Source organism: Variovorax sp. UC122_21, assembly GCF_044056785.1.
Classification (GTDB): domain Bacteria; phylum Pseudomonadota; class Gammaproteobacteria; order Burkholderiales; family Burkholderiaceae_C; genus Variovorax.
Genome location: NZ_CP172004.1, coordinates 1,677,368 through 1,699,061 on the forward strand (window position 1 = coordinate 1,677,368; position 21,694 = coordinate 1,699,061).

A 21,694-nucleotide genomic window follows, 5' to 3' on the forward strand; every position below is an offset into this window, starting at 1 on the left:
TTTCCTTCGAGTTGCGTCGCGCAGGCGGCCAGCAGCAGCGACAGAAGTAGTGCCGCGCAAGCCTTGCCGCCCTTCGGGATGTTCGACATCGTCCCGGTCTCAGGTCCAGTTGGCTGCTAGCACCGGTGCCAGGCTGCTCTGGTAGTTGGCCGGGAGAGTCGTCTGCCCGGCTGCCGGCGGTGCGAATCCCGCCATCGCCTGCACGAGGTTCTGCACCTGGCTGTCCAACAGGGTCTTGCCGCCGGCCTTGAACTGCTCGACCTGGTATTGATCGCCCAGATACCAGTTGCTCAGCGTGAACTTGTCGGTGGAGCCGATGACGCTGACTTCCAGGTTGTTGCCGACCTTCTGGAACCAGAGCTGGTCGATGGCGATATCGGCGGCGAACTGCGCCACGTCGGTGTTGCCCGCCGTGGCATCGTTCTCCGTGATGGTGTCGATGCCGTAGCCGCGGCCAAGCACGTAGGTGTCGTTACCGACACCGCCTGCCAGCGTGTCCGCGCCGGCGCCTCCGTTGAGCGTGTCGTTGCCCGCGCCGCCGGTCAAGCCATTAGCACCGGCATTGCCGATCAGGATGTCGTTGTAGCTGCCGCCGACCAGGTTTTCGATGTTGAGCAGCGTATCGGTGCCCGAGCCGCCGGTGACTTGCGCCGCGGTACTGGCCAGGCTGACCGTGACGCCCGAGGCGGCATAGGCGTACGACACCGTGTCGGAGCCGTCCAGTCCGTCGATCACGTTGTTGCCCGCGCCGGCATACAGCACGTTGGCGAGCGCATTGCCCGTGGCATTCACCGCGCCGGTGGTGTTGATGTAGAGGTTCTCGAGGTTGGCGCCCAGCGTGTAGCTGATCGTGCTGTAGACGGTGTCGACGCCTTCGTTGGCCAGTTCGGTCACGACATCGCCGATGTTGTCGACGTAGTAGCCGTCGTTGCCCAGGCCGCCGATCATCGTATCCGCGCCGGCACCGCCGTTCAGGCTGTTGGCTGCGGTATTGCCGGTGAGCTTGTCGTTGAAGTTGCTGCCCACGAGGCTTTCGACGTTGAGGATCGTGTCGCTGCCGGAGCCGCTGGTGGCCTGAGCTGTGGTGATGGCGAGGCTGGCCGTGACGGCCGAGGCTGCGTAGGCATACGACACCGTGTCGATGCCGTCGCCGCCATTCAGCACGTTGTTGCCGTCGCCCGCGTACAGGATGTTGTTCAGCGCATTGCCGGTGGCGTCGATGTTGCCGGTGGTGTGCAGGCGGATGTTCTCCACGTTGGCGGCGAGCGTATGGCTGACGTAGGCGTAGACGATGTCGGTTCCCTCGTTGGCGAGTTCCGTGACCGTGTCGCCGACGTTGTCGACGTAGTAGGTGTCGTTGCCCGCGCCGCCGAGCATGGTGTCGATGCCGGCTGCACCGTTGAGGGAGTCGTTGCCTGCGCCGCCGGTCAGCGTGTTGCTGGCGGCGTTGCCTGTGATCACGTTGTCGAGGGCGTTGCCGGTGCCGTCGATGGCGGCGGTGTCCGTGAGCGTGAGGTTCTCGACGTTGGCGCCGAGCGTGTAGGTGATGGCGCTCTGGACGAGATCGATGCCCTCGTTGGCGAGTTCGGTGACCACGTCGCCGGCGACATCGACGACATAGACATCGTTGCCCGCGCCGCCAATCAGCGTGTCCGTACCGGCCCCACCGTTGAGGGTGTCGTTGCCGGCGCCGCTGGTCAGGGTGTTGCTGGCGGCGTTGCCGGTGATCACGTTGTCCAGGGCGTTGCCGGTGCCGTTGATGGCGGCAGTGCCCGTGAGCGTCAGGTTCTCGACGTTGGTGCCGAGCGTGTAGGTGATGGCACTCTGGACGAGGTCGGTGCCTTCGTTGGCGAGTTCGGTGACCACGTCGCCGGCGACATCGACGACATAGACATCGTTGCCCGCGCCGCCAATCAGCGTGTCCGTACCGGCCCCACCGTCGAGGGTGTCGTTGCCGGCGCCGCTGGTCAGCGTGTTGCTGGCGGCATTGCCCGTGATCACGTTGTCCAGGGCGTTGCCGGTGCCGTTGATGGCGGCAGTGCCCGTGAGCGTGAGGTTCTCGACGTTGGCGCCGAGCGTGTAGGTGATGGCGCTCTGGACGAGGTCGGTGCCTTCGTTGGCCAGCTCGGTGACCACGTCGCCAGCGATATCGACCACATAGGTGTCGTTGCCCGCGCCGCCAATCAGCGTGTCCGTACCGGCCCCGCCGTTGAGGGTGTCGTTGCCGGCGCCGCCGGTCAGCGTGTTGCTGGCGGCGTTGCCGGTGATCACGTTGTCCAGGGCGTTGCCCGTGCCGTTGATGGCTGCAATGCCGGTCAGCGTCAGGTTCTCGACGTTGGCTCCAAGCGTGTAGGTGGTGCCACTCTGCACAAGATCCGAGCCTTCGTTGGCCAGCTCCGTCACGACATCGCCTGCGCTGTCCACGACGTAGACGTCGTTGCCTGCTCCACCGATCAGCGTGTCCGCGCCAGTTCCGCCGTCGAGTACGTTGCCCGTCGCGTTGCCCGTGAGCTTGTCGTTAAATGCGCTGCCCGTGAGGTTCTCGATCTCGAGCAGCGTGTCGCTGCCGGAGCCGCCCGTCGCCTGCGCGGTAGTCACCATCAGACTGACCGTCACGCCGGAGAGCGCGTACTGGTAGGAGGCTGTATCAATTCCGCCCAGGCCATTGAGCACGTTGTTGCCTGCGCCTGAGAAGAGCACATTGTTCGCCGCGTTGCCGGTGCCGTTAATGGCGGTGGTGCCGGTCAACTGCAAGTTCTCGAGATTGGCACCCAGCGTGTGACTGATACTGCTTTGCACGAGATCTACGCCTTCGTTGACCAGTTCAGTGATCACATCGCCCACTGCGTCGATCACGTAGGTGTCGTTGCCGGTGCCTCCGATCAGCGTGTCTGTTCCGCCGCCACCGATGAGGGTATCGTTGCCCGCGCCGCCGGTCAGAGTGTTATTGGCGGCGTTTCCTGTGAGGTTGTTGTCCAGGGCGTTGCCAGTGCCGGTGATAGCAGCCATTCCCGTGAGCGTCAGGTTCTCGACGTTCGCACCCAGCGTGTAACTGATGCTGCTTTGCACGAGGTCCGTGCCTTCGTCGACTAGTTCTGTGATCACGTCACCTGCGACGTTGACCACAAAAGTATCGTTGCCCATGCCGCCGATCAGAACATCGGCCCGAATGCCACCTTCCAGAATATCGTTGCCTAACCCGCCGTTAAGCCTAGTTCCTCCCCAAGGGTTACCGACCAGATGATCATTGAAGTTCGACCCTAAAAAGTCTTGCAGACCCTCGATACGACTCCCTAGAGAGTCCGTATAGTAGGCTTCATAGATGTATTGACCATCGTCGAGATAGGCGTGCTCGTACCAGGAAGTCTTGACCCCGACTGCGAGCTCTTCATAGCTCAATCGGTCGGCTCCTTCCAGGCTCACGCTGCCAAAAACTTTGGTATTCAAGCCGGTGATCACGAACGTGTCAGAGCCTCGCCCCGAGCGAAGCGTGGTGTCACGGTCGCCTCCAATCAAAGTGTCGCCGTGTGCCGATGCGGTGATCGAGATGGCATGAACTTGCCCATCGTATGTGTTTTCTCCCCGCAGACTACGCACCCCACTCGTGGACGTTTGAAAGCGGACATCGTCAATACCAGTTAGATTGGAATACAAATCGAGCCGCGCGGCATTCACTCCCAACAGGGTCACTTTGGGCTGGCCATTGTGGTAAATGACTGTGTTGCCTAGACCATCGTCGGCGATGTCTATATAGCTCCATGCGCGACTATTGATGAACTGGAGCTGATCGCCTGCGGCGCCCACTTGGAAACCACTGACCGTGATGGTTCCGGTCGTGCTCGTGACGGCGATGTTGTCCACGCCTGCATTGAGGACAAAAGTCTGGTTGCCGCGATTGCCGATCAGCAGGTTGTAGCCATTGTCTGCCGTGGTGGTCTGGCCATCCTTGCCGACGTAGGCCCGTGTATAGCCATTGGATTGTGCAATGGCACCGAGCATTTGATCGCCCATGATCTTCAGCTCGGCCATCGGCTGTAAGGCTGACGCATAGGCTCGGAACGCTTCCGCCGCCATCGTAGCATCGGCGCGTGTGAGGAAGGTTGCACCGTTCGGAAGATGGCCAGTGAGATTGAGGTTCTGGGGGACCAATTCGTTGAGTTTGTTCTGGACCTCCGGTAGGCGTGCAGCCATGGCTTCGACCTGGTCCTTGACATTCAGGTAGCTGACGATGGCATCGTCCCAGTCCCTGGTCGCGAATATCGCCTGCAAATCCGCCGAATGTCGGGCGTCGGCGGTCTGGGTAGCATTGGCCACCTGCGCATCGCGTCGGGCCATGACTTGTTTGTTGGCTGCCCATTCGATGGATTGGGCTGCCTTGATCTCTCCCTGGCGCAGCGAAGCGATGCCGTTGAGCACGTTGACGATATCCGCTGGAGCGCTATTGATGCGCCGTAACGAAGGGTAGGTGTTGGCGTCCACCTTCGAACCGTAGAAGTAGACGATCTTGTCATTTAGCCCCGTCGGTCCCAGGCCTGCCTGCTGTGACCAGCTCGCCTTCATCCGGTACTCCATGATGGCTTCGCCTAAAGGTGGTGTACCCGGGGGCACCCCAAACGTCCGCTGCAGCGCGGAGATGGCAGCTTGCTCGTTGGCCTGGCGGCTCATTGCGAGGATGGCGGTTGCCTTGGCCTGACCAGCTGCCATTGCCGCGTAACCCTTGCCCGCGTACTCCGCGAAGGCGAGCGCGGCCGCTGACACCGGGCGCACGCCGTCCGTGATCGCTGTCAGTTCCGTGGCCGATCCCACGTCGTTGATGGTGTGGCGCTTGCCGTCGGCCGTGGTGTACCCTGCCTTGCTCAGGATGACGTTGCCGTCGTCGTTGCGATTGACGGCTTGAGGGGTGAGATCGATGGAGGTGATGCCCAGGCTTGCGAGGGTGCGCAGTTCGCCCGCATCCGTCTTGCCATCCTGGTCGGCGTCGATCCAGACTTGCAGCTCGTCGAAGTAGCGTTTGCCGGTGGCCGGGTTGATCTTGGAAGTGGTTGCCGAAAAGGACGTCGCTCCGGCGTTGGCCAGCGTGGCCAGGGCCTTGAAGCCGTCTTGGTTTGCCGGCGGTGTGCCAGAGGCAGCGAACTGCTGGCCGAACCATTCGCTGGCATTGTCGACGACGCCGTTGGCGTTCTTGTCGAACACGAGGATGCCTTCCTTGCCTCCTACCCAGCCCACTGTTTTGATCTGGCCATTCGCATCGACGTCGAACGTGGCGTTGCTGCGGTCCAGTGCGGTCAATTCAAGTCCATCGTCGCCGAGATCAAGCACCAGCGGCAGCGAAAGGTTGGCAGATGCTGGGCGAGGCGGTGGCGGCGGCATGTTGCCAAAGCCGAGTACGTTGACTGTGAAGTATGAGGGCGTCTGCTGGCGCAATGTGTTGACGCGGCTTTGCGACAGGATGCTCAACGCCTGTCTGACGGCCGCGTCCATTCCGCTGGACAGCATCAGCGTCGAGGGGGATTCCGGCGCCGAGGAAGTACGGCACCCATCGGTCAGAGATGTAAGGCATGCCGAGCCGATTTGCCAGCGTATCCAACGACGCACCCGTGTCCTTGGCGTTACTGACGCCAGCGGCGTTGTTACCGCCGGCGTTGGCGAACTGCTGGTCGTAACGACCGTACGTCGCCGACTCGCTGCTGCTCAAATCGGCTGCATCGGAATTGCTCTGGAGATTGGCAATGAACGCGCCCAGGTCGTCTCCGGTGTAGGTCTGACCATCCTGGGTCCAAGAGACAGGCACCCAGTTGCCGTCAGCATCCTGCTCATAAGCGGCGACGGCCCCTCCGTTCGCAAGTGCAATGGAAGCGGTCCCGCCCTCGCCATCAAAAACGAATGTCTCCAGGACTCCGGCGGAATTTCTACTTATTGTGGTGGATTCCAGTGAGCCCGTCTGATTGAATTGGCTCGTGGTGATTGACGAGTCGTCGTTAAGCACGATTTCCTTGCGCTTGACGATCGATTCATTGAGTGAGCTTTGATGGCCCGTGAAGTCGTACGTTGTTTGTCCTTGACTATTCGTGGTTGTCTGACGTATCCAATAGCCCCCATTGGCATCGATGGTACGGCTATAGACAGTTTGCCCTCCCGTGCCAGGGACTGCCATGTAGTACTCGCCAGTTGCGGAATTGCTATTGACGCTGGCTCCCGTCGCGTAGTTGTACGTTATGCTGCCGTTTGACTGCTTTTTGGGAATGTAAATTACTTGACCGGCTTGAACGATATTTGGGTTGGTAATTCCTGGGTTGCTGGCCAGCAGATCTGCCAGAGAGATGTCGTTCAGTAGGTTTTGCTGGGAGAGCACGATCTGGCTCAGGTTTCCACCCGCATTCAATATGACGCTATTGGGGCCGTTTGCCGTAAATCCGCTTTGTAATGAACCTCTGGCTGGCGGCTGCACTCCGGCCGGGGCATTTTGCCAAGACTGGCCATTTGACGTAGGGACCAGCGCGCCCGAGTAGGTTTGCGCACCCATGCGATCATAGGTGTAGGTATTGGCCGAGACAGCAGCGCCATCGCTGTTGTAAAAATACTGAGAAAAAGTGCTGCCAATGGCATCCCCATTTGCATTAACGATGGTGATGGTTTCGCTTTTTATATAGGCGCCTTGCACATTCTGTGTCCAGATGGTGTCAGTACGAACATTTCCTTCTTTCGTGCTGAGGCCCGTATTGAGAGGACTGAGCCCATCAGGTGCACGACGCGTGAGATCTGGAGTAGGCGGAAAAAGCAAAGGCGAAACGGTTGGAGTATTGGGTGTAGTTGCAGAAGAAAAAATTTGGCCGATGGTTTTGTCGCCCACCATGTTCTGAGCAACCCCCGCAGCCGCACCAACTCCTTTAAGAATCAGTCCTCCAACGAGTTGAGGGCCTGGCTTAATCAAAAAATTTCCTGCCAGTTCGGAAATTCCGCCAACTACACTCAGTGCATCGCCTGCTTTGATGGAGTCAACGTTGTTTGTTACTTGAAGAGTCAAGCGAATTCGTTCGGCAGATATGCCAACAGACGCCAAGGTCGAGCCTGATCCGAGCCAACCAGACCATTGGGGATTATTCGCTCCAAGCTCTGCCATGCCCGCAGTAATCTTTGCGGAGGTATTGATAACGTCAGTCCATGCTGCGCGCCGCTGATCTGCATTGTCTCCATTCAGCGCCTCACTGAGCGCTTTGGCAAGAGAGCCGGCATCGTTTTGCAGATTAATGATGGTGTACGTGCTCATGATTTCTCCCGGTTAGCTTTTTTGCTTGCAATAATCAATTGTATAAAATGAAAAATTAAAAACGAAATGAATCCCAGAACAATAGAATTGCTTTTGGACTCCCTTGCCCATTGCTCTCGAATTTCATCATCGTTGCGGGAATAATAGGTTGTGCTTCCCGAGATTATTTCAGTGACGATGGGGGATTTTCCGTGGTAGGTTGGTATGAGGGTTTGAATGGCTTCCACTGGCCTTCCATTTAACTGTTCTTTTAATCCACAATCATTGCGGCCCGTTCCTACTTGATAATAGGAGAGGCCTATGCAGTTGACGGCAGTACTGCCAACCCAGCTTTGGCTATATCTGCCGCCTGCGTCGCAGCATTTGTATATTCCATGGAGGGGAGGGAGTTTTTCAAGCTTCACTCCTTCTTGAGGTTCTGAGTTTTTGGCGATTGAGAAAAAAATGATTCCGAAAACCACGCCGACTGCGGCACTGGAAAGTAGCATTTTTTTATTCCACCATTTAATTTTCACGGGTTCGGCTTGACTCATAGATTTGATTTCAAAATTGATTAAAAATCAGAATGCTTGGTACTTCGCGGCTGAGGATCGAAGTCGTGCTTGTCGTGTGACATTGGTCATTAGGTGATTTCTCGACTTATCTTTCCCTCAAACTCTCACTTGTCGCCCGTTGCACCGGGCTGAGCAAGAACTCAATAACCCGTCTCTTCCCCGTCTTGATCTCCGCCGTCAGATTCATCCCCGGAGAGAGCTTGATCGGCTTGCCATCCACATCGATGCTGGTGGCGTTGAGGTTCAGCGTCACCGGGAAGATCGCCCCACGCTTCTCGTCATTGACCGCATCGGCCGTCACCGTCTTCACCGTCGCATCCACCGTCCCATAGCGCGTGTACGGGAAGGTCTCCAGCTTGATGCGCGCTTCCTGCGTCGGGCTCACGAAGCCGATGTCCTTGTTCTCCAGCGTCACCTCGGCCGTGACCTGCGCGTCGTGCGGCACGATCACCATCAGCGGCTGCGCCTCGGTCACCACGCCGCCCTCGGTGTGCGTCACCAGCTGCTGTACCGTACCGGCCACCGGCGCCTTCAAGGTCGTCAGGCGCTCTCGTTGCCCCGCCTTGGCGAGTTCCTGCGTGCCCTGCTGGCGTTTGAGCTCGGCCGCGGCTTCCCTGGTGCGCAGTGCATTGCGGGTCTCAGCGATATAGGAGGCCCTGGTGTTCTCGCTCTCGCGCAGCGTCGCATTGGCCTCGGCCAGCCGCGCGCGCTGGGTGGCGAGGTCGCGCTCCAGCTCGATGCGCTCGCGCGTGCGGTCCTGGTTCGCATGGCTGGACATGAAGCCCTGGTTGGCCAGCTGATGGAAGTCGGCCTCCCTCTGCTTCGCAATCGGCAGCGTGGTCTCGAGCTTGGTCACCATCTCGCGCACGGTGGCGATCTCGGCCTGGCGGCGCTGCAGTTCGGCCGCCGCCTTCGCGAGCTTGGCGGTGATGTCGCTCCATTCGTCGCTCAGCTGAAGCTTCGCCGCGGCGACGTCCACCTCGCTCCACGCCGGCAGGTTCGTGCCCAGCTCCGGCGCTCGGGGAGATGAGGCATTGAGTGCCTGCACATTGAACGCCTGTAGCAAGGCCCGTGTCCTTAGAACCTCCGACTGCGCCGACTTCAACTGTTCGTCGATGCTGGTCTTGTCTGCATTGGCGCTGGTGGGATCGAGCTCGACCAATGCCTGTCCGGCTTCGACATGGTCCCCATCCTTCACCAGCACCCGCTTGACCACGCTGACCTCCAGCGGCTGGATCAGCTTGGTGCGCTCGCTCACCACGATCTTGCCCGGCGCCACCGCCACGATGTCCACCTGCCCGACGATGGACCACACGAGCGCGATCAGGAACAGCGCGATCAGTGCGAAGGCCAGTCGCCTCGGTGCGGGGTGCACGGGCGTGTCCTGCAGGCTCAGCGCCGCCGGCAGGAAGGCGGCTTCGTCGCTCAGGCGCTTCGGGCCCGCCAGCTCATGGCGGTGCCGCCAAGCGGCCCGGAAGACCGCGCCATAGCGCCCGAGTAGCTCGAACACCGGATGGCGCACGCTCGGCTGGTTGGCCGCGTCGGTTCGCTGGACGGAGGCGGTCATGCCGGCACCTCCATGCCCGCGGGCTTGCTGCCCTCCATGTGCCCACCGCCCTGCATGTTCCACAGGTAGGCATAGATACCCTTGGGCCGATTGAGCAGCGCCTCGTGCGTGCCGCCCTCCACGATGCGCCCCTTCTCCATCACGATGATCCGGTCGGCGTGGCGCACGGCGCTCAGGCGGTGGGCGATGATGAAGACCGTGCGCCCCTTGCAGATGTGCGCCATGTTGCGCTGCACGATGGCCTCGCTCTCGTAGTCCAGCGCGCTGGTGGCCTCGTCGAAGATCAGGATGCGCGGCTGCGTGAACAGCGCCCGCGCAATGGCGATGCGCTGGCGCTGGCCGCCCGACAGGCTCGCGCCCTGTTCGCCCACCACGGTGTCGTAGCCCTCGGGCAGCTCGCTGATGAACTCGTGCGCGCCCGCCAGCCGCGCCGCATGCAGCACCGCCTCCAGCGGCGCGGCCGGGTCGGCGATCGCGATGTTCTCGCGCACGCTGCGGTTGAACAGGGTGTTCTCCTGCAGCACCACGCCCACCTGTCTTCTGAGCTGCGCCGCGTCGATCAGACCGATGTCGATGCCGTCGACCAGCAATCGTCCCTGCTCGGGGGTGTACAGCCGCTGGATGAGCTTGGTCAGCGTGCTCTTGCCCGAGCCCGAGCGCCCGACGATGCCGATGACTTCGCCCGGGCGCACATCCAGGCTCACGCCGTGCAGCACGGGCGGGGCCTCGGGCCGGTAGCGGAAGGTCAGGCCTTCCAGCGTGACGCGGCCCTTGAGCGCGGGCAGTTGGGCCGCGGTGCTCGGCGGCACCTCGGTGCGGGTGTTGAGGATGTCCCCCCAGCCGGGCCATGGAGATGCCGGTCTGCTGGAAGTCGGTCCACAGCTGCGCCATGCGCATGATGGGCTGCGACACGCGCTGGGCGAACATGTTGAAGGCGACGAACTGGCCCACGGTGAGACCTGCACCGGTCGCGTCGTTGTTCATCACGAGGTGGGCGCCGTACCAGAGGGTGGCGGCATTGACCAGCTTACCGATCAGGTTCACGCCCTCGTGGGCCCAGCTCGCGAGGTTCTGGGTGCGGAAGCTCGCGCTGACGTAGGCGGCGAGCTGGTTGTCCCAGCGCCGCGCGAAGGCCGGCTCCAGCGCGGTGGCCTTGACCGTCTGGATGGCGCCCACGGTCTCCACCAGCATGGCCTGGTTCTCCGCGCCGCGCGCGAACTTCTCGTCCAGGCGTCGGCGCAGGATCGGCACCACCGCCAGGCTCAGGCCGAAGTACAGCGGCAGGCTCACCAGCACGATCAGCGTGAGCGGCACGCTGTAGAACAGCATGATGGCCACGAAGACGACCGAGAACACGACGTCCAGCAGCACGGTCAGGGCGTTGCCGGTGAGGAAGCTGCGGATGTTCTCGAGCTCGCGCACGCGCGCCACGGAGTCGCCCACGCGCCGGGCCTGGAAGTAGGCCAGGGGCAGTTGCACGAGGTGGCGGAACAGCCGCGCGCCCAGTTCCACGTCGATGCGGCTGGTGGTGTGGCTGAAGACGTAGCTGCGCAGGCCGTTGAGCAGCGACTCGAAGATGACCATCACCACCAGGCCCACGACCAGCACGTCCAGCGTGGTGAGGCCGCGGTGCACGAGCACCTTGTCCATCACGACCTGGAAGAACAGCGGACTGACCAGCGCGAACAGCTGCAGCATGAAAGAGATCAGCAGCACCTCGCCCAGCAGCCGCCGGTGCTTCACCAGGCTGGGGATGAACCAGGAGAAGTCGAACTTGGCCAACTCTCCCACGAGGCTGGCACGGCTGGTGACGAGGATGAGTTCGCCGCTCCAGTGGGTGGCGAAGACTTCCAGGGGTTCGATGACGGGGCGCGGGGTAGGTGCAGCGGGGTCTTGCAGCAGGACGCGCTGGCCGTCGCACTGGGCGAGGATGACGAAGCGCTCGCTGCCGTCGGGATCACGCAGCGCCGCGAGGGCGGGCAGGGGCGTGTGGGCCAGGCGCTCGATGCCGCTGCGGCTGGACTTGGCCTTCAGGCCCAGGTGGCGGGCTGCGCGCAACAGGGTTGCGGTGTCGACGGCTTCCGAAGAGGTCACGCCCAGCTGGTGGGCCAGCAGGGCGGGGTCTGCTGCGATCTGGTGGAAGCGCGCGAGCGTGCACAGCGCGGCGAGAGAGGCTGATGTCTCTTGCCGCGTTTCGTTCTCGGGCTTGGAGAGCGCCGCGTCGCCCCCCGCCGGTGCCATATCGGCACCTGATGGATCCAGTTCTCCCACTCCTCGCTCCCACACATTTCTTGTGTCGGGGACGGTAGCGGAAGACGGATCGAACTACAACGACAGTTCAATGACAAAAGCTCCGGAGCTCTTGACAAGTGTCCTGCAAAGGCGTGGCGGCAAGGTCCTCGAGCCTGGGAACTATCGGTGCTCGGTCAAAGCTCCAGCACCAGCCGCTCCCCCGTACAAGCCCGCGAGCAGCAGGTCATCATCCGCCCATTCGCCTCCCGCTCCGAGCGCGTCAGCACCACGTCGCGGTGGTCGACCCTGCCGGCCAGCACGCGCACCTCGCACGAGCCGCACAGGCCCTCCTCGCAGTCGCTCTGCACGTCGATGTTGGCGGCGCGCAGCGCGTCGAGCACGGTGCGGTCGGCCGGCACGGGCACGACGATGCCCGAGTCCTTGAGCTCGACCTCGAAGGCATGTTCCTTCGACGGATCGAGGCTGCCGAGCTTCGATTCGAAATGCTCCACGCGCGGCGAGTCCTCGGGCCAGGCGGCGCAGCAGGCCTCGAGGGCGTCGAGCATGCGCGCGGGGCCGCAGGCATAGACCTGGGTACCTTCGCGCGGGGTGGCGAGAAGGGCGGCGAGGTCGCAGCGCTGGCCGTCCTCCTTCGCGTAGACGTGCAGGCGCTCGCCATGCAGCGCGGCCAGCTCGTCGACGAAGGCCATGCGCGCGCGGCTGCGGCCGCTGTAGTGGATCTCGTAGTCGAGGCCCAAGGCCTTGGCGCGGCGCGCCATCGCGGCGATGGGCGTGATGCCGATGCCGCCGGCGATCAGGATCAGCCGCTGGCGGCTCTCGTCGAGGTGGAAGTGGTTGCGCGGGCCGCGCACCTTGAGCTTGTCGCCGGGGCGCACGTTGGCATGCACCCAGGCCGAGCCGCCGCGGCCTTCGTCCTCGCGCAGCACGGCGATCTCGAGCACGTCGGCTTCGGCCGGGTCGCCGCACAGCGAGTACTGGCGCGACAGGTCGGGCGAGCCGCATTCGATGTCGATGTGCGAACCCGGCGTCCAGCGCGGCACGGGGCGGCCGTCGGGCGTGGCCAGGCGCAGCTTCAGCACGCCCTCGGCGACCGGGGTCACGCTTTGCACCACCATCTGGCGCGAGATCGCGTGCTTCGAGGGCTCGCCGATGCGCACGGGCACCTGTTGCTGCAGCAGCGCGGCATCGCGGCGCTCGGGGTTGTGGGCCGGGTTCCGATTCGACCCACAGGTGCTCGGGGCCGCGGAACGAGGTGTTGGGCACGTAGCTGAACTGCTGCTCGGCCAGCTTCATGTGCGGCAGGCGGCGCGTGAACTCCTCGAGGAAGATCTGCATCTCCATGCGCGCGAGGTTCTTGCCCATGCACTGGTGCGAACCGTAGCCGAAGGTCAGGTGGTCGCTGGCGTTGTCGCGCCGGATGTCGAACAGGTCGGCATCGGCGAAATGCGCCTCGTCGTGGTTGGCCGACGAGGTGACGATCAAGAGCTTCGAGCCGGCGGGGATGTCGATGCCGCCGACCTGCACGTCCTTCGTCGCGAGACGTCGCCAGGCCGCGACCGAGCCGTTGTGGCGCAGGCATTCCTCCACCGCGCTCGAGATCAGGCCCGGGTCCTCGCAGATGTCGCGCCAGGCCTGCGGATGCTGCAGCAGCAGCTTCATCGCATTGGCCGTGGCGTTGGCGGTGGTCTCGTGCGCGGCCACGATGCCGGCCATCATCATCGAGTGCAGGTAGGAGTCGGTCACGACCTCGGGATGCTCCTTCTGCTTGCGCAGGCCGTAGGGCATCCAGCCCGGCGCGTCGGGGTTCAGGCGCATCTTGTCGAGCACCTTGCCCGCGAACTGCCAGAAGTTGCCGACCGCGTGCGCCACCGCCACCTGCTCCTCGGGCTTCGGGCGGCCCCAGGTGTTGACGGTGTGGGCGATCGAGTACTGGCGCAGCGTGTCCATGTCCTCCTCGGGCACGCCGAGGAAGTGCAGCGCCACGGTCAGCGGCACCTCCCACAGCATCTGGTCGACCAGGTCGGCGCGGCCGTCGTCGATGAAGCGGTCGACGTACTCGCGCGCGAGCTGGCGCACCATCGGCTCGTGGTGCTTGAGCGCCTCGGGCGTGAACGGGTCCATCAGCACGCGGCGGCGCGGCATGTGGGCCGGCTCGTCCTCGTTGACCAGCGTGCGGTTGAGCGCGAAGCCGTAGCTCGCGAGCACCGCGTTGGCCTCGGGGCCGGTGGGCGTGATCTTCTCGAGCGCGATCGAGGGACTGAAGGTGAGGTTGTCGCGGAAGATGGCCTTGATGTCCTCGAAGCGCGTGACCACCCAGTAGCCGAGCTTGGGGCTGTAGAACACCGGCTCCTGCTCGCGCGCCCAGCGCACGTACTCGGGCGGGTCCTGCTGGTAGCCGTCCTCGAAGGGATCGAAGTCGGCGGCGCGCCGGCTCACCGGGCAGCCGGTGGGCGAGCGTTCGGCGGACAGCTCGCCGTGTGCCACGGGGCAACCCCCGGTGCGCGCGGCGGTGGCTTCGGAAACGGTGGACATCGAGAAGGCTCCTTCCGCGCGGCGCGTCAGTCCAGGGTGATCTTCAGGTCGCGGATCAGCTTCTGCCAGCGCACGGTCTCGCTGCGCAGCAGTTCGCCGAACTGCGCGGGCGTGTTGCCCACGGGCTCGACGCCGAAGTCCTCGAGGCGCTTGCGTACCGTGGGTTCGTTGATGGCCGCGACCACGCGCTTGTTGAGCGCGTTCACCACCTCGGGCGGCGTGGCGGCGGGCACCACCATGCCGACCAGCGCGGCGGCTTCCACGCCCTTGTGGCCGAGTTCGGCGAAGGTGGGCACGTCGGGCAGCTGCGGCAGCCGCGTGGCGTTGGCCACGGCGATGGCCTTGACCTTGCCGCCCTTGATGAAGCCCGCGCCCGCGGCGAGGTCGACCATCATGGCCTGCACCTGGCCGCCGGCCACGTCGGTGAGGGCCGGTGCCGCGCCGCGGTAGGGCACGTGCACCATGAACAGGCCGGCTTCGGTCTTGAGCAGTTCCATCGCCAGGTGGTGCGGGCTGCCGGCGCCGGCCGAGGCGTACGAGAAGCTGCCGGGCTTGGCCTTGGCCTGGGCGATGAAGGTCTTGGCGTCGGCGATGCCGCTGGCCGGATTGACCACCAGGATCATCGGGAAGCGGCCCATCAGCGTGACCGGCGCGAGGTCCTTGGTGGGGCTGTACGACAGCGTCTTGTAGAGCGAGGGGTTGAACACCATGGTGCCGTTGTCGGCCGACAGCACGGTGTAGCCGTCGGCCGCCGAGCGCGCGGTCTCCCGCGGCCGCGATGGCGGTGTTGCCGCCGGGCTTGTTGTCCACCAGCACCGGCTGGCCGGCCTGCGTCGACAGCGTCTGGCCGATGGTGCGCGCGAGGAAGTCGGAACCGCCGCCGGCGGCATAGGGCACGAGCCAGCGGATGGGCTTGGCGGGGTAGGCCGCGGCCTGGGCGAAGGCGGTGCTCGTGACGGCGAGCGCGGGGAGGGCCAGCAGGCAGCCGGCCAGGAACTTCTTCATCGTGTCTCCTGGTTTCTAGGGTTCTGGGAAGCGCAATCCGGGGTCAAAATCCGCGACGGCGAGTTTTGCGTAATGATTGTACGCATAGCGTAAATCGCGAGGCAAGCCCTGGTGCCACCGTACTTACCATCGGGTGCCCGCCCCTTTTTTCGAGAACGAGACGATCCGCACATGGCTTCCACCCCGAAGAAAAAAGCCCCCGCCGCCAAGCCGAAGGCCGCTGCCGCCAAGCTGCCCGCAGCGCCCGCGCCGCGCGAGCGGCGCCAGCGCGTGCAGTCGGCCGAGACCGGCATGGCGGTGCTCAAGGGCCTGGCGCGCATGGGCGGCAACGCGGGCCTGTCGGGCCTCGCGGCGCACGTGGGCGAGAGCCCGGCCAAGGTGCATCGCTACCTCGCGAGCCTGGTGCAGGAAGGGCTGGTGGCGCAGGACGTCGATTCGCAGCGCTACCGGCTCGGCCCCGAGGCCATCAACATCGGGCTGGCCGCGATGCGCCAGTCCGACCCGGTGCGCGCGGCCGAGCCCGCGCTGGTGCGGCTGCGCGAAGGGCTCGAGGTCACCTGCTTCGTCGCCGTGATGGGCAACAAGGGCCCGACCGTGATGCGCTTCGAGGAGCCGGGCCTGCCGGTCACGGTCAACGTGCGCGCGGGCTCGGTGATGTCGATGCTGTGGTCGGCCACGGGCCGCGCCTTCCTCGGCCTGCTCAACGAGCGCAGCGTGCGCGAGCTGGCCGAGCAGGAACTCGCCGCGGCACCGCGCGAGATGCGCGCGCAGCTCGATGCCAGGCAGCCGATCGAGGCCCTGCGCGCCGAGGTGCGCGCGCTGCGCTGCGCGGTGGTGCGCGACACCTACCTGCGCGGCATCAGCGCGGTGGCGGCGCCGGTCCACGACTTCACGGGGCGCGTGTGCGCGGTCATCACCGCGCTGGGCGCGAGCGGCGGCTTCGATCCCTCGGCCGATGGCGAGATCGCGACCGCCGTGTTGCGCGAAGCAGCCGCGACCAGCGAGGTGCTGGGCTACCTGGTACCGAAGGAATGCTGAGTCGCGCTTGACCCGCGTGCGACCGGGGCGATAGGCTGCGGCGGCGCGTCGCGGGGAGCGGCGCGCCTCCTCGCGGAGCCAACAGCCATCGACAAAGAACGGACAACAAGACTTATGAAGACTTTCGCCTTCCCATCCCTTCGCACCCCGGCCATCGCGCTGGCCTGCGCGCTCGCCTTCGCGGGCGCCGCCTCGGCGCAGCAGCCGAACCAGGCCGTGCTCGACGCCGCCACGCAGAAGAAGGAGGAATCGCTCAAGCTGCTCGAGCGCCTGGTCAACATCGACTCGGGCTCGACCAATGCCGAGGGTCTCGAGAAGGTCCGCACGCTGGTGGTGGACGAACTGCGCCAGCTCGGCGCGCGCATCGAGACCTTCCCGGCCGAGCCGCATCCCGGCAGCAACGTGGTCGCGACCTTCACCGGCACCGGCAAGAAGAAGATCCTGATCCTGGCCCACATCGACACCGTGTTCAAGGACGGCACCGCCGCCGCCAAGCCCTTCTACGTGAAGGACGGCCGCGCCTACGGCCCGGGCGTGATGGACAACAAGGGCGGCGTGGTCGCGGGCCTGCAGGCGCTCAAGATCCTGCAGCAGCTGGGCTTCAAGGACTACGGCCAGCTCACCTTCCTGATCGACACCAACGAGGAGACCGGCTCGGTCGGCACCAGCGCGCTGATCGAGCGCGTGGCCAGGCAGCACGACGTGGCGCTGAACCTCGAGCCGGGCCGCCCGGCCGACGGCCTGGTGGTGGAGCGCAAGGGCTCGGCCACCGCGCTGATCGAGGTCAAGGGCCTGGCCGCGCATGCCGGCGTGGCGCCCGAGGCCGGCCGCAATGCCGCGATGGAGGTGGCGCACCAGGTGCTGCAGCTGTCGAAGACCGCCGATGCCGCGAAGAAGACCACGGTCAACTTCACGGTGCTGACCGCCAACGGCCCGACCAACGTGATCCCCGCCACCGCGACGCGCGCGCGGCGACGTGCGCGCCGCCACGCCCGAGGAGCTCGACCGCGTCGAGAAGGACCTGCAGCGCATCTCGCAGAACAAGCTGATCCCCGACACCGAGGTCAAGGTGCGCCTGATCCGCGGCTTGCCGCCGATGCCGCGTTCGCCCGCCTCCGACAAGCTGGTGGCGACCGCCGAGGGCATCTACGCCGAGATCGGCAAGAAGCTCACCATCGAGAGCAGCGGTGGCGCCGCCGATGCGAGCCTGGTGGCCGGCGTCGGCGTACCGGTGCTCGACGGCTTCGGCATCGTGGGCGGCGGCATCCACACGCCCGAGGAATACGCCGAGGTCGAGAGCATCGTGCCGCGGCTGTATCTGCTGTCGCGGATGCTGATGGCCTTGAGCGCGAACTGAAAACGGGGGATTTCCAAACCGTTCGGGCTGAGCTTGTCGAAGCCTTGCGCGGCGCTTCGACAGGCTCAGCGTGAACGGGTAGGGGAACGAGTGGCCGCGCTCTTCAGACGCGGCAGCACCTCGCGCCCGAGTTCCTCCACGATCTCGCGCGCATCGCGCGGCCCGCGCGCGATGTTCATCAGCACGTGGGCCACGCCCGTGTCCTCCAGCCGGTCGAGGTAGGCCACCAAGGCGTCGCGCCCGGTGCGCAGGCCCAGCTCGATCGGCTCGGCCGGCGCGTCGGCACGCTCGAGCAGCTCGAGCTGCAGCGACTGGATGAAGGGCTTGGCCTCGCCGCCCGCGCGCTCGCGCAGCGCGGTCTGCCACAGGCCGATGCGGCCCTGCTGGCGCGCCTCGTCGCGATGGTAGGTGGCCCAGCCATCGGCATGGGACGCGGTCCATTGCAGCGACTGCCGCGCCGACCCCACCACCACCATGCCGATGCGTTCGGCCGGTGCCGCCATCAGCTCGTGGCCCGCCGTGGCCTCGCGCAGCGCGGCGCGTTCGGCAGCCAGCGGGGAAAGGGCGGAGCGCACCAGCGTCCAGCGCTCGCGGAAGGTCTCGGCGCGCTGCGCGATGTCCTCGCCGAAGATCGCGAACTCGGCCTCGCGGTCGCCCGAACCGAGCCCGAGGATGAAGCGCTCGCCCGACAGCCGGTTCAGCGACAGCGCGGCCTTGGCCAGATGCAGCGGCTGGCGCAGCGGCATCACCGCGGCGGCCGTGCCGAGCGCGATGCGCTGCGTGGCCGCGGCCAGCGTGGCGAGCCAGAGGAAGGGCTCGTCGAGCGGCGCCGTGGGCATCATCCGTTCGCCCTGCGGCGCGAGCACCGGCACGTCGCGCGTCCACAGCGCCGCGAAGCCCAGCGCGTCGGCGCGCTGCGCGAGATCGCGCTCGACGGCCAGGTCGGCCATCGCATCGTCGGGGCGCGCGATCGGTGTCATGAGGCCGAGCGTGAGTCGGCCGGCCTGGAGGGTCTGCTGGTAGGCGCGGTTGAAGGAGGGCATGGGCGGCGGGAGGTGGGGCGAAGGAAATGATCGCACGCGCATCGCGGCCGGCATCGCGTGGGGATAAGGCCGCCGCGCCAAGCATCTCGATCGGAGATGCGCCGATCTTCAATCCATATGAATCTTGCGCGTAAACCCGCTGCGGTGCCTTCGCGTGCCGCCGCGACCATCGGCGCACCGAATCACCAGCACAGCGAGACACCCACCCCATGAACACGAGCGCGATCACACGGCCCCGGGCAGCGGCGGCGCAAGAGGACGGCGGCGCCGATGCCGTCTACCGCAAGGTCGGCTGGCGGCTCATCCCGCTGCTCTTCGTCTGCTACATCGTGGCCTACCTCGACCGCGTCAACGTCGGCTTCGCCAAGCTGCAGATGCAGGGCGACCTGCAGTTCAGCGAGGCGGTGTACGGCCTGGGCGCGGGCATCTTCTTCATCGGCTACTTCCTGTTCGAGGTGCCGAGCAACGTGGTGCTGCACCGCGTGGGCGCGCGCCGCTGGATCGCGCGGATCATGATCACCTGGGGCCTGCTGTCGGCCGGCACCATGTTCGTGAGCTCGCCGATGTCCTTCTACGTGATCCGCTTCCTGCTGGGCGCGGCCGAGGCGGGCTTCTTCCCCGGGATCATCCTGTACCTGACCTACTGGTACCCGGCCGCGCGGCGCAGCAAGGCGACCTCGCTGTTCCTCGCGGCGATCCCGTTCGCGGGCATCCTCGGCGGCCCGATCTCGGGCTGGATCCTGCAGGGCATGGGCGGCGTCAACGGCTGGGCCGGCTGGCAATGGCTCTTTCTGCTGCAGGGCCTGCCGACCGTGGCGCTGGGCCTGCTCGTGTGGCGCTACCTCGACGACCGCGTGAAGGACGCGCAGTGGCTCAGCACCGCCGAGCGCGAACTGATCGCGCGCGACATCGCGGCCGAGAACCAGGGCAAGGCCGAGCCGCGCATCCTCGAGGTGCTGGGCAATGGCCGCGTCTGGCTGCTGGCGCTGGTGTACTTCGCCTACACCTCGGGCCTGTACGGCATCTCGTTCTGGCTGCCGAGCATCATCAAGGCGATCGGCGTGAAGGGCGCGCTCGACATCGGCCTGTTGAGCGCCATCCCCTGGACCTTCGGCGTGGTCGCGATGTACCTGATGGCGCGCAGCGCCGACCGCCGGCTCGAGTACCGCTGGCACAGCGCGCTGGCCGCGATCGTGGGCGCGATCGGGCTGGTGCTCAGCGTGGCCTTCCACGGCAACGCGGTGCTCGCCATGGCCGGGCTCACGCTGGCCACCATGGGCATCATGTCGACCCTGCCGATCTTCTGGGGCATGCCGACGGCCTTCCTGGGCGGTGCCGCCGCCGCCGCGGGCATCGCGTTGATCAACTCCTTCGGCAACCTCTCGGGCTTCAGCGCGCCCTTCCTCATCGGCCTGATCAAGGACGCGACGCAGAGCACCGACGCGGGCCTGCACATGCTCGCGGGCCTGCTGGTGGCGGGCGCGGTGCTGGTGCTGCTGGTCAAGCCGGCCGCCGCGCGGCGCTGAGTCTTCGTCTTTTTCGCGCCGCGGCGTTCGTCCGCGGCGCTTCATTCCCGATTCCCCACAGAAAGTCCCACCCCATGGATGCGGTCGTGATCTCCCCTGCGCGTCGTTCGCCTTCGGCCGAACTGCTCGCGCTCCTGCAACGGCGTTTCGAGGAACGCCTGTCGACCAGCCAGGCCGTGCTGCTGCAGCACGGCACCGACGAATCGGCCTATGCACCGCAGCCGCCCGACGCGGTGGTGTTCGTGCAGAGCACCGACGAAGTGGCCTTCGTGGTGCGCGCCTGTGCGCGCGAACGCGTGCCGGTGATCGGTTTCGGCGTGGGTTCGTCGGTCGAAGGCCACCTGCTCGCGGTGCAGGGCGGCGTGTGCATCGACTTCTCGCGCATGAACCGCGTGCTCGCGATCCGCGGCGGCGACCTCACGGCCACGGTCGAGGCCGGCGTGACGCGCGGCCAGCTCAACGCGGCGCTCGCGGACAGCGGCTTCTTCTTCTCGGTCGACCCCGGTGCCGACGCCTCGATCGGCGGTATGGTCGCCACCGCCGCCTCGGGCACGAACACCGTGCGCTACGGCACCATGCGCGACAACCTCGTGAACCTCACGGTGGTGACGGCCGACGGCGAAGTGGTGCGCACCGCGACGCAGGCGCGCAAGAGCTCGGCCGGCTACAACCTCACGCAGCTGTATTGCGGTTCCGAAGGCACGCTGGGCCTGATCACCGAGGCCACGGTGCGGCTGCATCCGCATCCCGAGGCGCATGCGGCGGCGGTGGTGCATTTCCCCTCGGTGCGCGCGGCGGTCGACGTGGTGATCGAGGCGATCCAGCTCGGCGTGCCGCTCGCGCGCGCCGAGATGCTCGATGCGCTGACGATCCGCGCCGTGAACGCCCACAGCCGCACCACGCTGGCCGAGCAGCCGACGCTGTTCCTCGAGTTCGGCGCGAGCAAGGCGCAGATCGACGAACAGGCCGAGCTGGTGCGCGAGATCGTGGCCGGCCATGGCGGCGGCGCCTTCCAGTGGGCGCTGCGGCAGGAAGAGCGCTCGCGGCTGTGGACGCCGCGCCATCACGCCTACTTCGCCTGCCTGCAGCTCCAGGCCGGCTGCCGCAGCCTCACGACCGATGCCTGCGTGCCGCTGTCGGCGCTCGCGCAGTGCATCGACGAGACCCAGGCCGACATCGCCGAGCACGGGCTGCTGGCGCCGGTGTTCGGGCACGTGGGCGACGGCAATTTCCATTGTCTGGTGCTGGTCGACCCCGACGATGCCGCCGCGAACGCGGCCGCCGAGGCCTTCAGCCACCGGCTGGTGCAGCGCGCGCTGCGCCATGGCGGCACCTCCACCGGCGAGCACGGCGTGGGGCTGCACAAGATGCAGTACCTGGTCGAGGAGCACGGCGCGCAGGCGGTGGGGCTGATGCGCGCGATCAAGCGCGCGCTCGATCCGCACGACATCTTCAATCCCGGCAAGGTCGTGGACCACGCCACGCTCTGAATGCATCCGAAGACGACAACACAGGAGACAGGACGATGAAGCATCTGCACAGGAACACTCGG

The 21,694-nt window shown here is 65.5% G+C and carries 8 protein-coding genes and 4 pseudogenes; 4 read left to right on the top strand and 8 right to left on the bottom strand.

Features of this window, described 5'->3' with window-relative positions; translation table 11 throughout:
- Positions 1-99 precede the first annotated feature (99 nt).
- The 7 genes and pseudogenes from ACHMXE_RS20220 to ACHMXE_RS20250 all read right to left on the bottom strand — a co-directional run bounded on the left by ACHMXE_RS20220 (position 100) and on the right by ACHMXE_RS20250 (position 15,178).
- Entirely contained in the window at positions 100-5,424 is a 5,325-nt protein-coding gene (locus tag ACHMXE_RS20220; RefSeq protein ID WP_395352726.1) for a beta strand repeat-containing protein, read from the bottom strand.
- Entirely contained in the window at positions 5,312-7,267 is a 1,956-nt protein-coding gene (locus tag ACHMXE_RS20225) for a hypothetical protein (protein WP_395350989.1), read from the bottom strand. Before ACHMXE_RS20225 ends, ACHMXE_RS20220 begins: the two co-directional genes overlap by 113 nt.
- Positions 7,264-7,800 carry a hypothetical protein gene (locus tag ACHMXE_RS20230; protein ID WP_395350990.1) on the bottom strand — a complete coding sequence of 179 codons (537 nt, stop codon included), beginning with the start codon at positions 7,798-7,800 and terminating at the stop codon, positions 7,264-7,266. Before ACHMXE_RS20230 ends, ACHMXE_RS20225 begins: the two co-directional genes overlap by 4 nt.
- Before the next feature lie 106 nt (positions 7,801-7,906).
- The gene (locus ACHMXE_RS20235) at positions 7,907-9,388 is read right to left on the bottom strand and encodes an HlyD family type I secretion periplasmic adaptor subunit (RefSeq protein WP_395350991.1); all 1,482 of its coding nucleotides are present in this window, start codon (positions 9,386-9,388) and stop codon (positions 7,907-7,909) included.
- Positions 9,385-11,629: pseudogene (locus ACHMXE_RS20240) on the bottom strand (type I secretion system permease/ATPase). The gene ACHMXE_RS20235 and the pseudogene ACHMXE_RS20240 overlap by 4 nt, the downstream one beginning before the upstream one ends.
- A gap of 185 nt (positions 11,630-11,814) precedes the next feature.
- A pseudogene (locus ACHMXE_RS20245) lies at positions 11,815-14,173 on the bottom strand (cytochrome P450/oxidoreductase).
- Between the two features lie 26 nt (positions 14,174-14,199).
- Positions 14,200-15,178: pseudogene (locus ACHMXE_RS20250) on the bottom strand (Bug family tripartite tricarboxylate transporter substrate binding protein).
- 171 nt (positions 15,179-15,349) lie between these two features.
- Here ACHMXE_RS20250 and ACHMXE_RS20255 point away from each other — a divergent pair.
- Together ACHMXE_RS20255 and ACHMXE_RS20260 are read left to right on the top strand one after the other, a co-directional pair.
- Complete coding sequence (locus tag ACHMXE_RS20255; protein ID WP_395350993.1) at positions 15,350-16,216, top strand: IclR family transcriptional regulator; 867 nt, start codon at positions 15,350-15,352, stop codon at positions 16,214-16,216.
- Positions 16,217-16,330: 114 nt separating this feature from the next.
- A pseudogene (locus ACHMXE_RS20260) lies at positions 16,331-17,573 on the top strand (glutamate carboxypeptidase).
- Between the two features lie 65 nt (positions 17,574-17,638).
- Here the strand turns inward: ACHMXE_RS20260 and ACHMXE_RS20265 are convergent.
- Positions 17,639-18,616, bottom strand: coding sequence for a TIGR03571 family LLM class oxidoreductase (locus ACHMXE_RS20265; protein ID WP_395350994.1), 978 nt, complete (start codon positions 18,614-18,616; stop codon positions 17,639-17,641).
- A 209-nt stretch (positions 18,617-18,825) separates the two neighbouring features.
- Here ACHMXE_RS20265 and ACHMXE_RS20270 point away from each other — a divergent pair, with 209 nt between their 5' ends.
- Both ACHMXE_RS20270 and ACHMXE_RS20275 read left to right on the top strand, forming a co-directional pair.
- Positions 18,826-20,142, top strand: coding sequence for an MFS transporter (locus ACHMXE_RS20270; RefSeq protein WP_395350995.1), 1,317 nt, complete (start codon positions 18,826-18,828; stop codon positions 20,140-20,142).
- 74 nt (positions 20,143-20,216) lie between these two features.
- Complete coding sequence (locus ACHMXE_RS20275) at positions 20,217-21,632, top strand: FAD-linked oxidase C-terminal domain-containing protein (RefSeq protein WP_209545322.1); 1,416 nt, start codon at positions 20,217-20,219, stop codon at positions 21,630-21,632.
- Positions 21,633-21,694 lie beyond the last annotated feature (62 nt).

Bases quoted from the DNA above. Each gene is read 5' to 3' on its own strand.
- ACHMXE_RS20225 (WP_395350989.1), bottom strand. From the start codon at position 7,267: ATGAGCACGTACACCATCATTAATCTGCAAAACGATGCCGGCTCTCTT.
- ACHMXE_RS20265 (WP_395350994.1), bottom strand. From the start codon at position 18,616: ATGCCCTCCTTCAACCGCGCCTACCAGCAGACCCTCCAGGCCGGCCGA.
- ACHMXE_RS20270 (WP_395350995.1), top strand. From the start codon at position 18,826: ATGAACACGAGCGCGATCACACGGCCCCGGGCAGCGGCGGCGCAAGAG.
- ACHMXE_RS20255 (WP_395350993.1), top strand. From the start codon at position 15,350: ATGGCTTCCACCCCGAAGAAAAAAGCCCCCGCCGCCAAGCCGAAGGCC.
- ACHMXE_RS20235 (WP_395350991.1), bottom strand. From the start codon at position 9,388: ATGACCGCCTCCGTCCAGCGAACCGACGCGGCCAACCAGCCGAGCGTG.
- ACHMXE_RS20230 (WP_395350990.1), bottom strand. From the start codon at position 7,800: ATGAGTCAAGCCGAACCCGTGAAAATTAAATGGTGGAATAAAAAAATG.
- ACHMXE_RS20275 (WP_209545322.1), top strand. From the start codon at position 20,217: ATGGATGCGGTCGTGATCTCCCCTGCGCGTCGTTCGCCTTCGGCCGAA.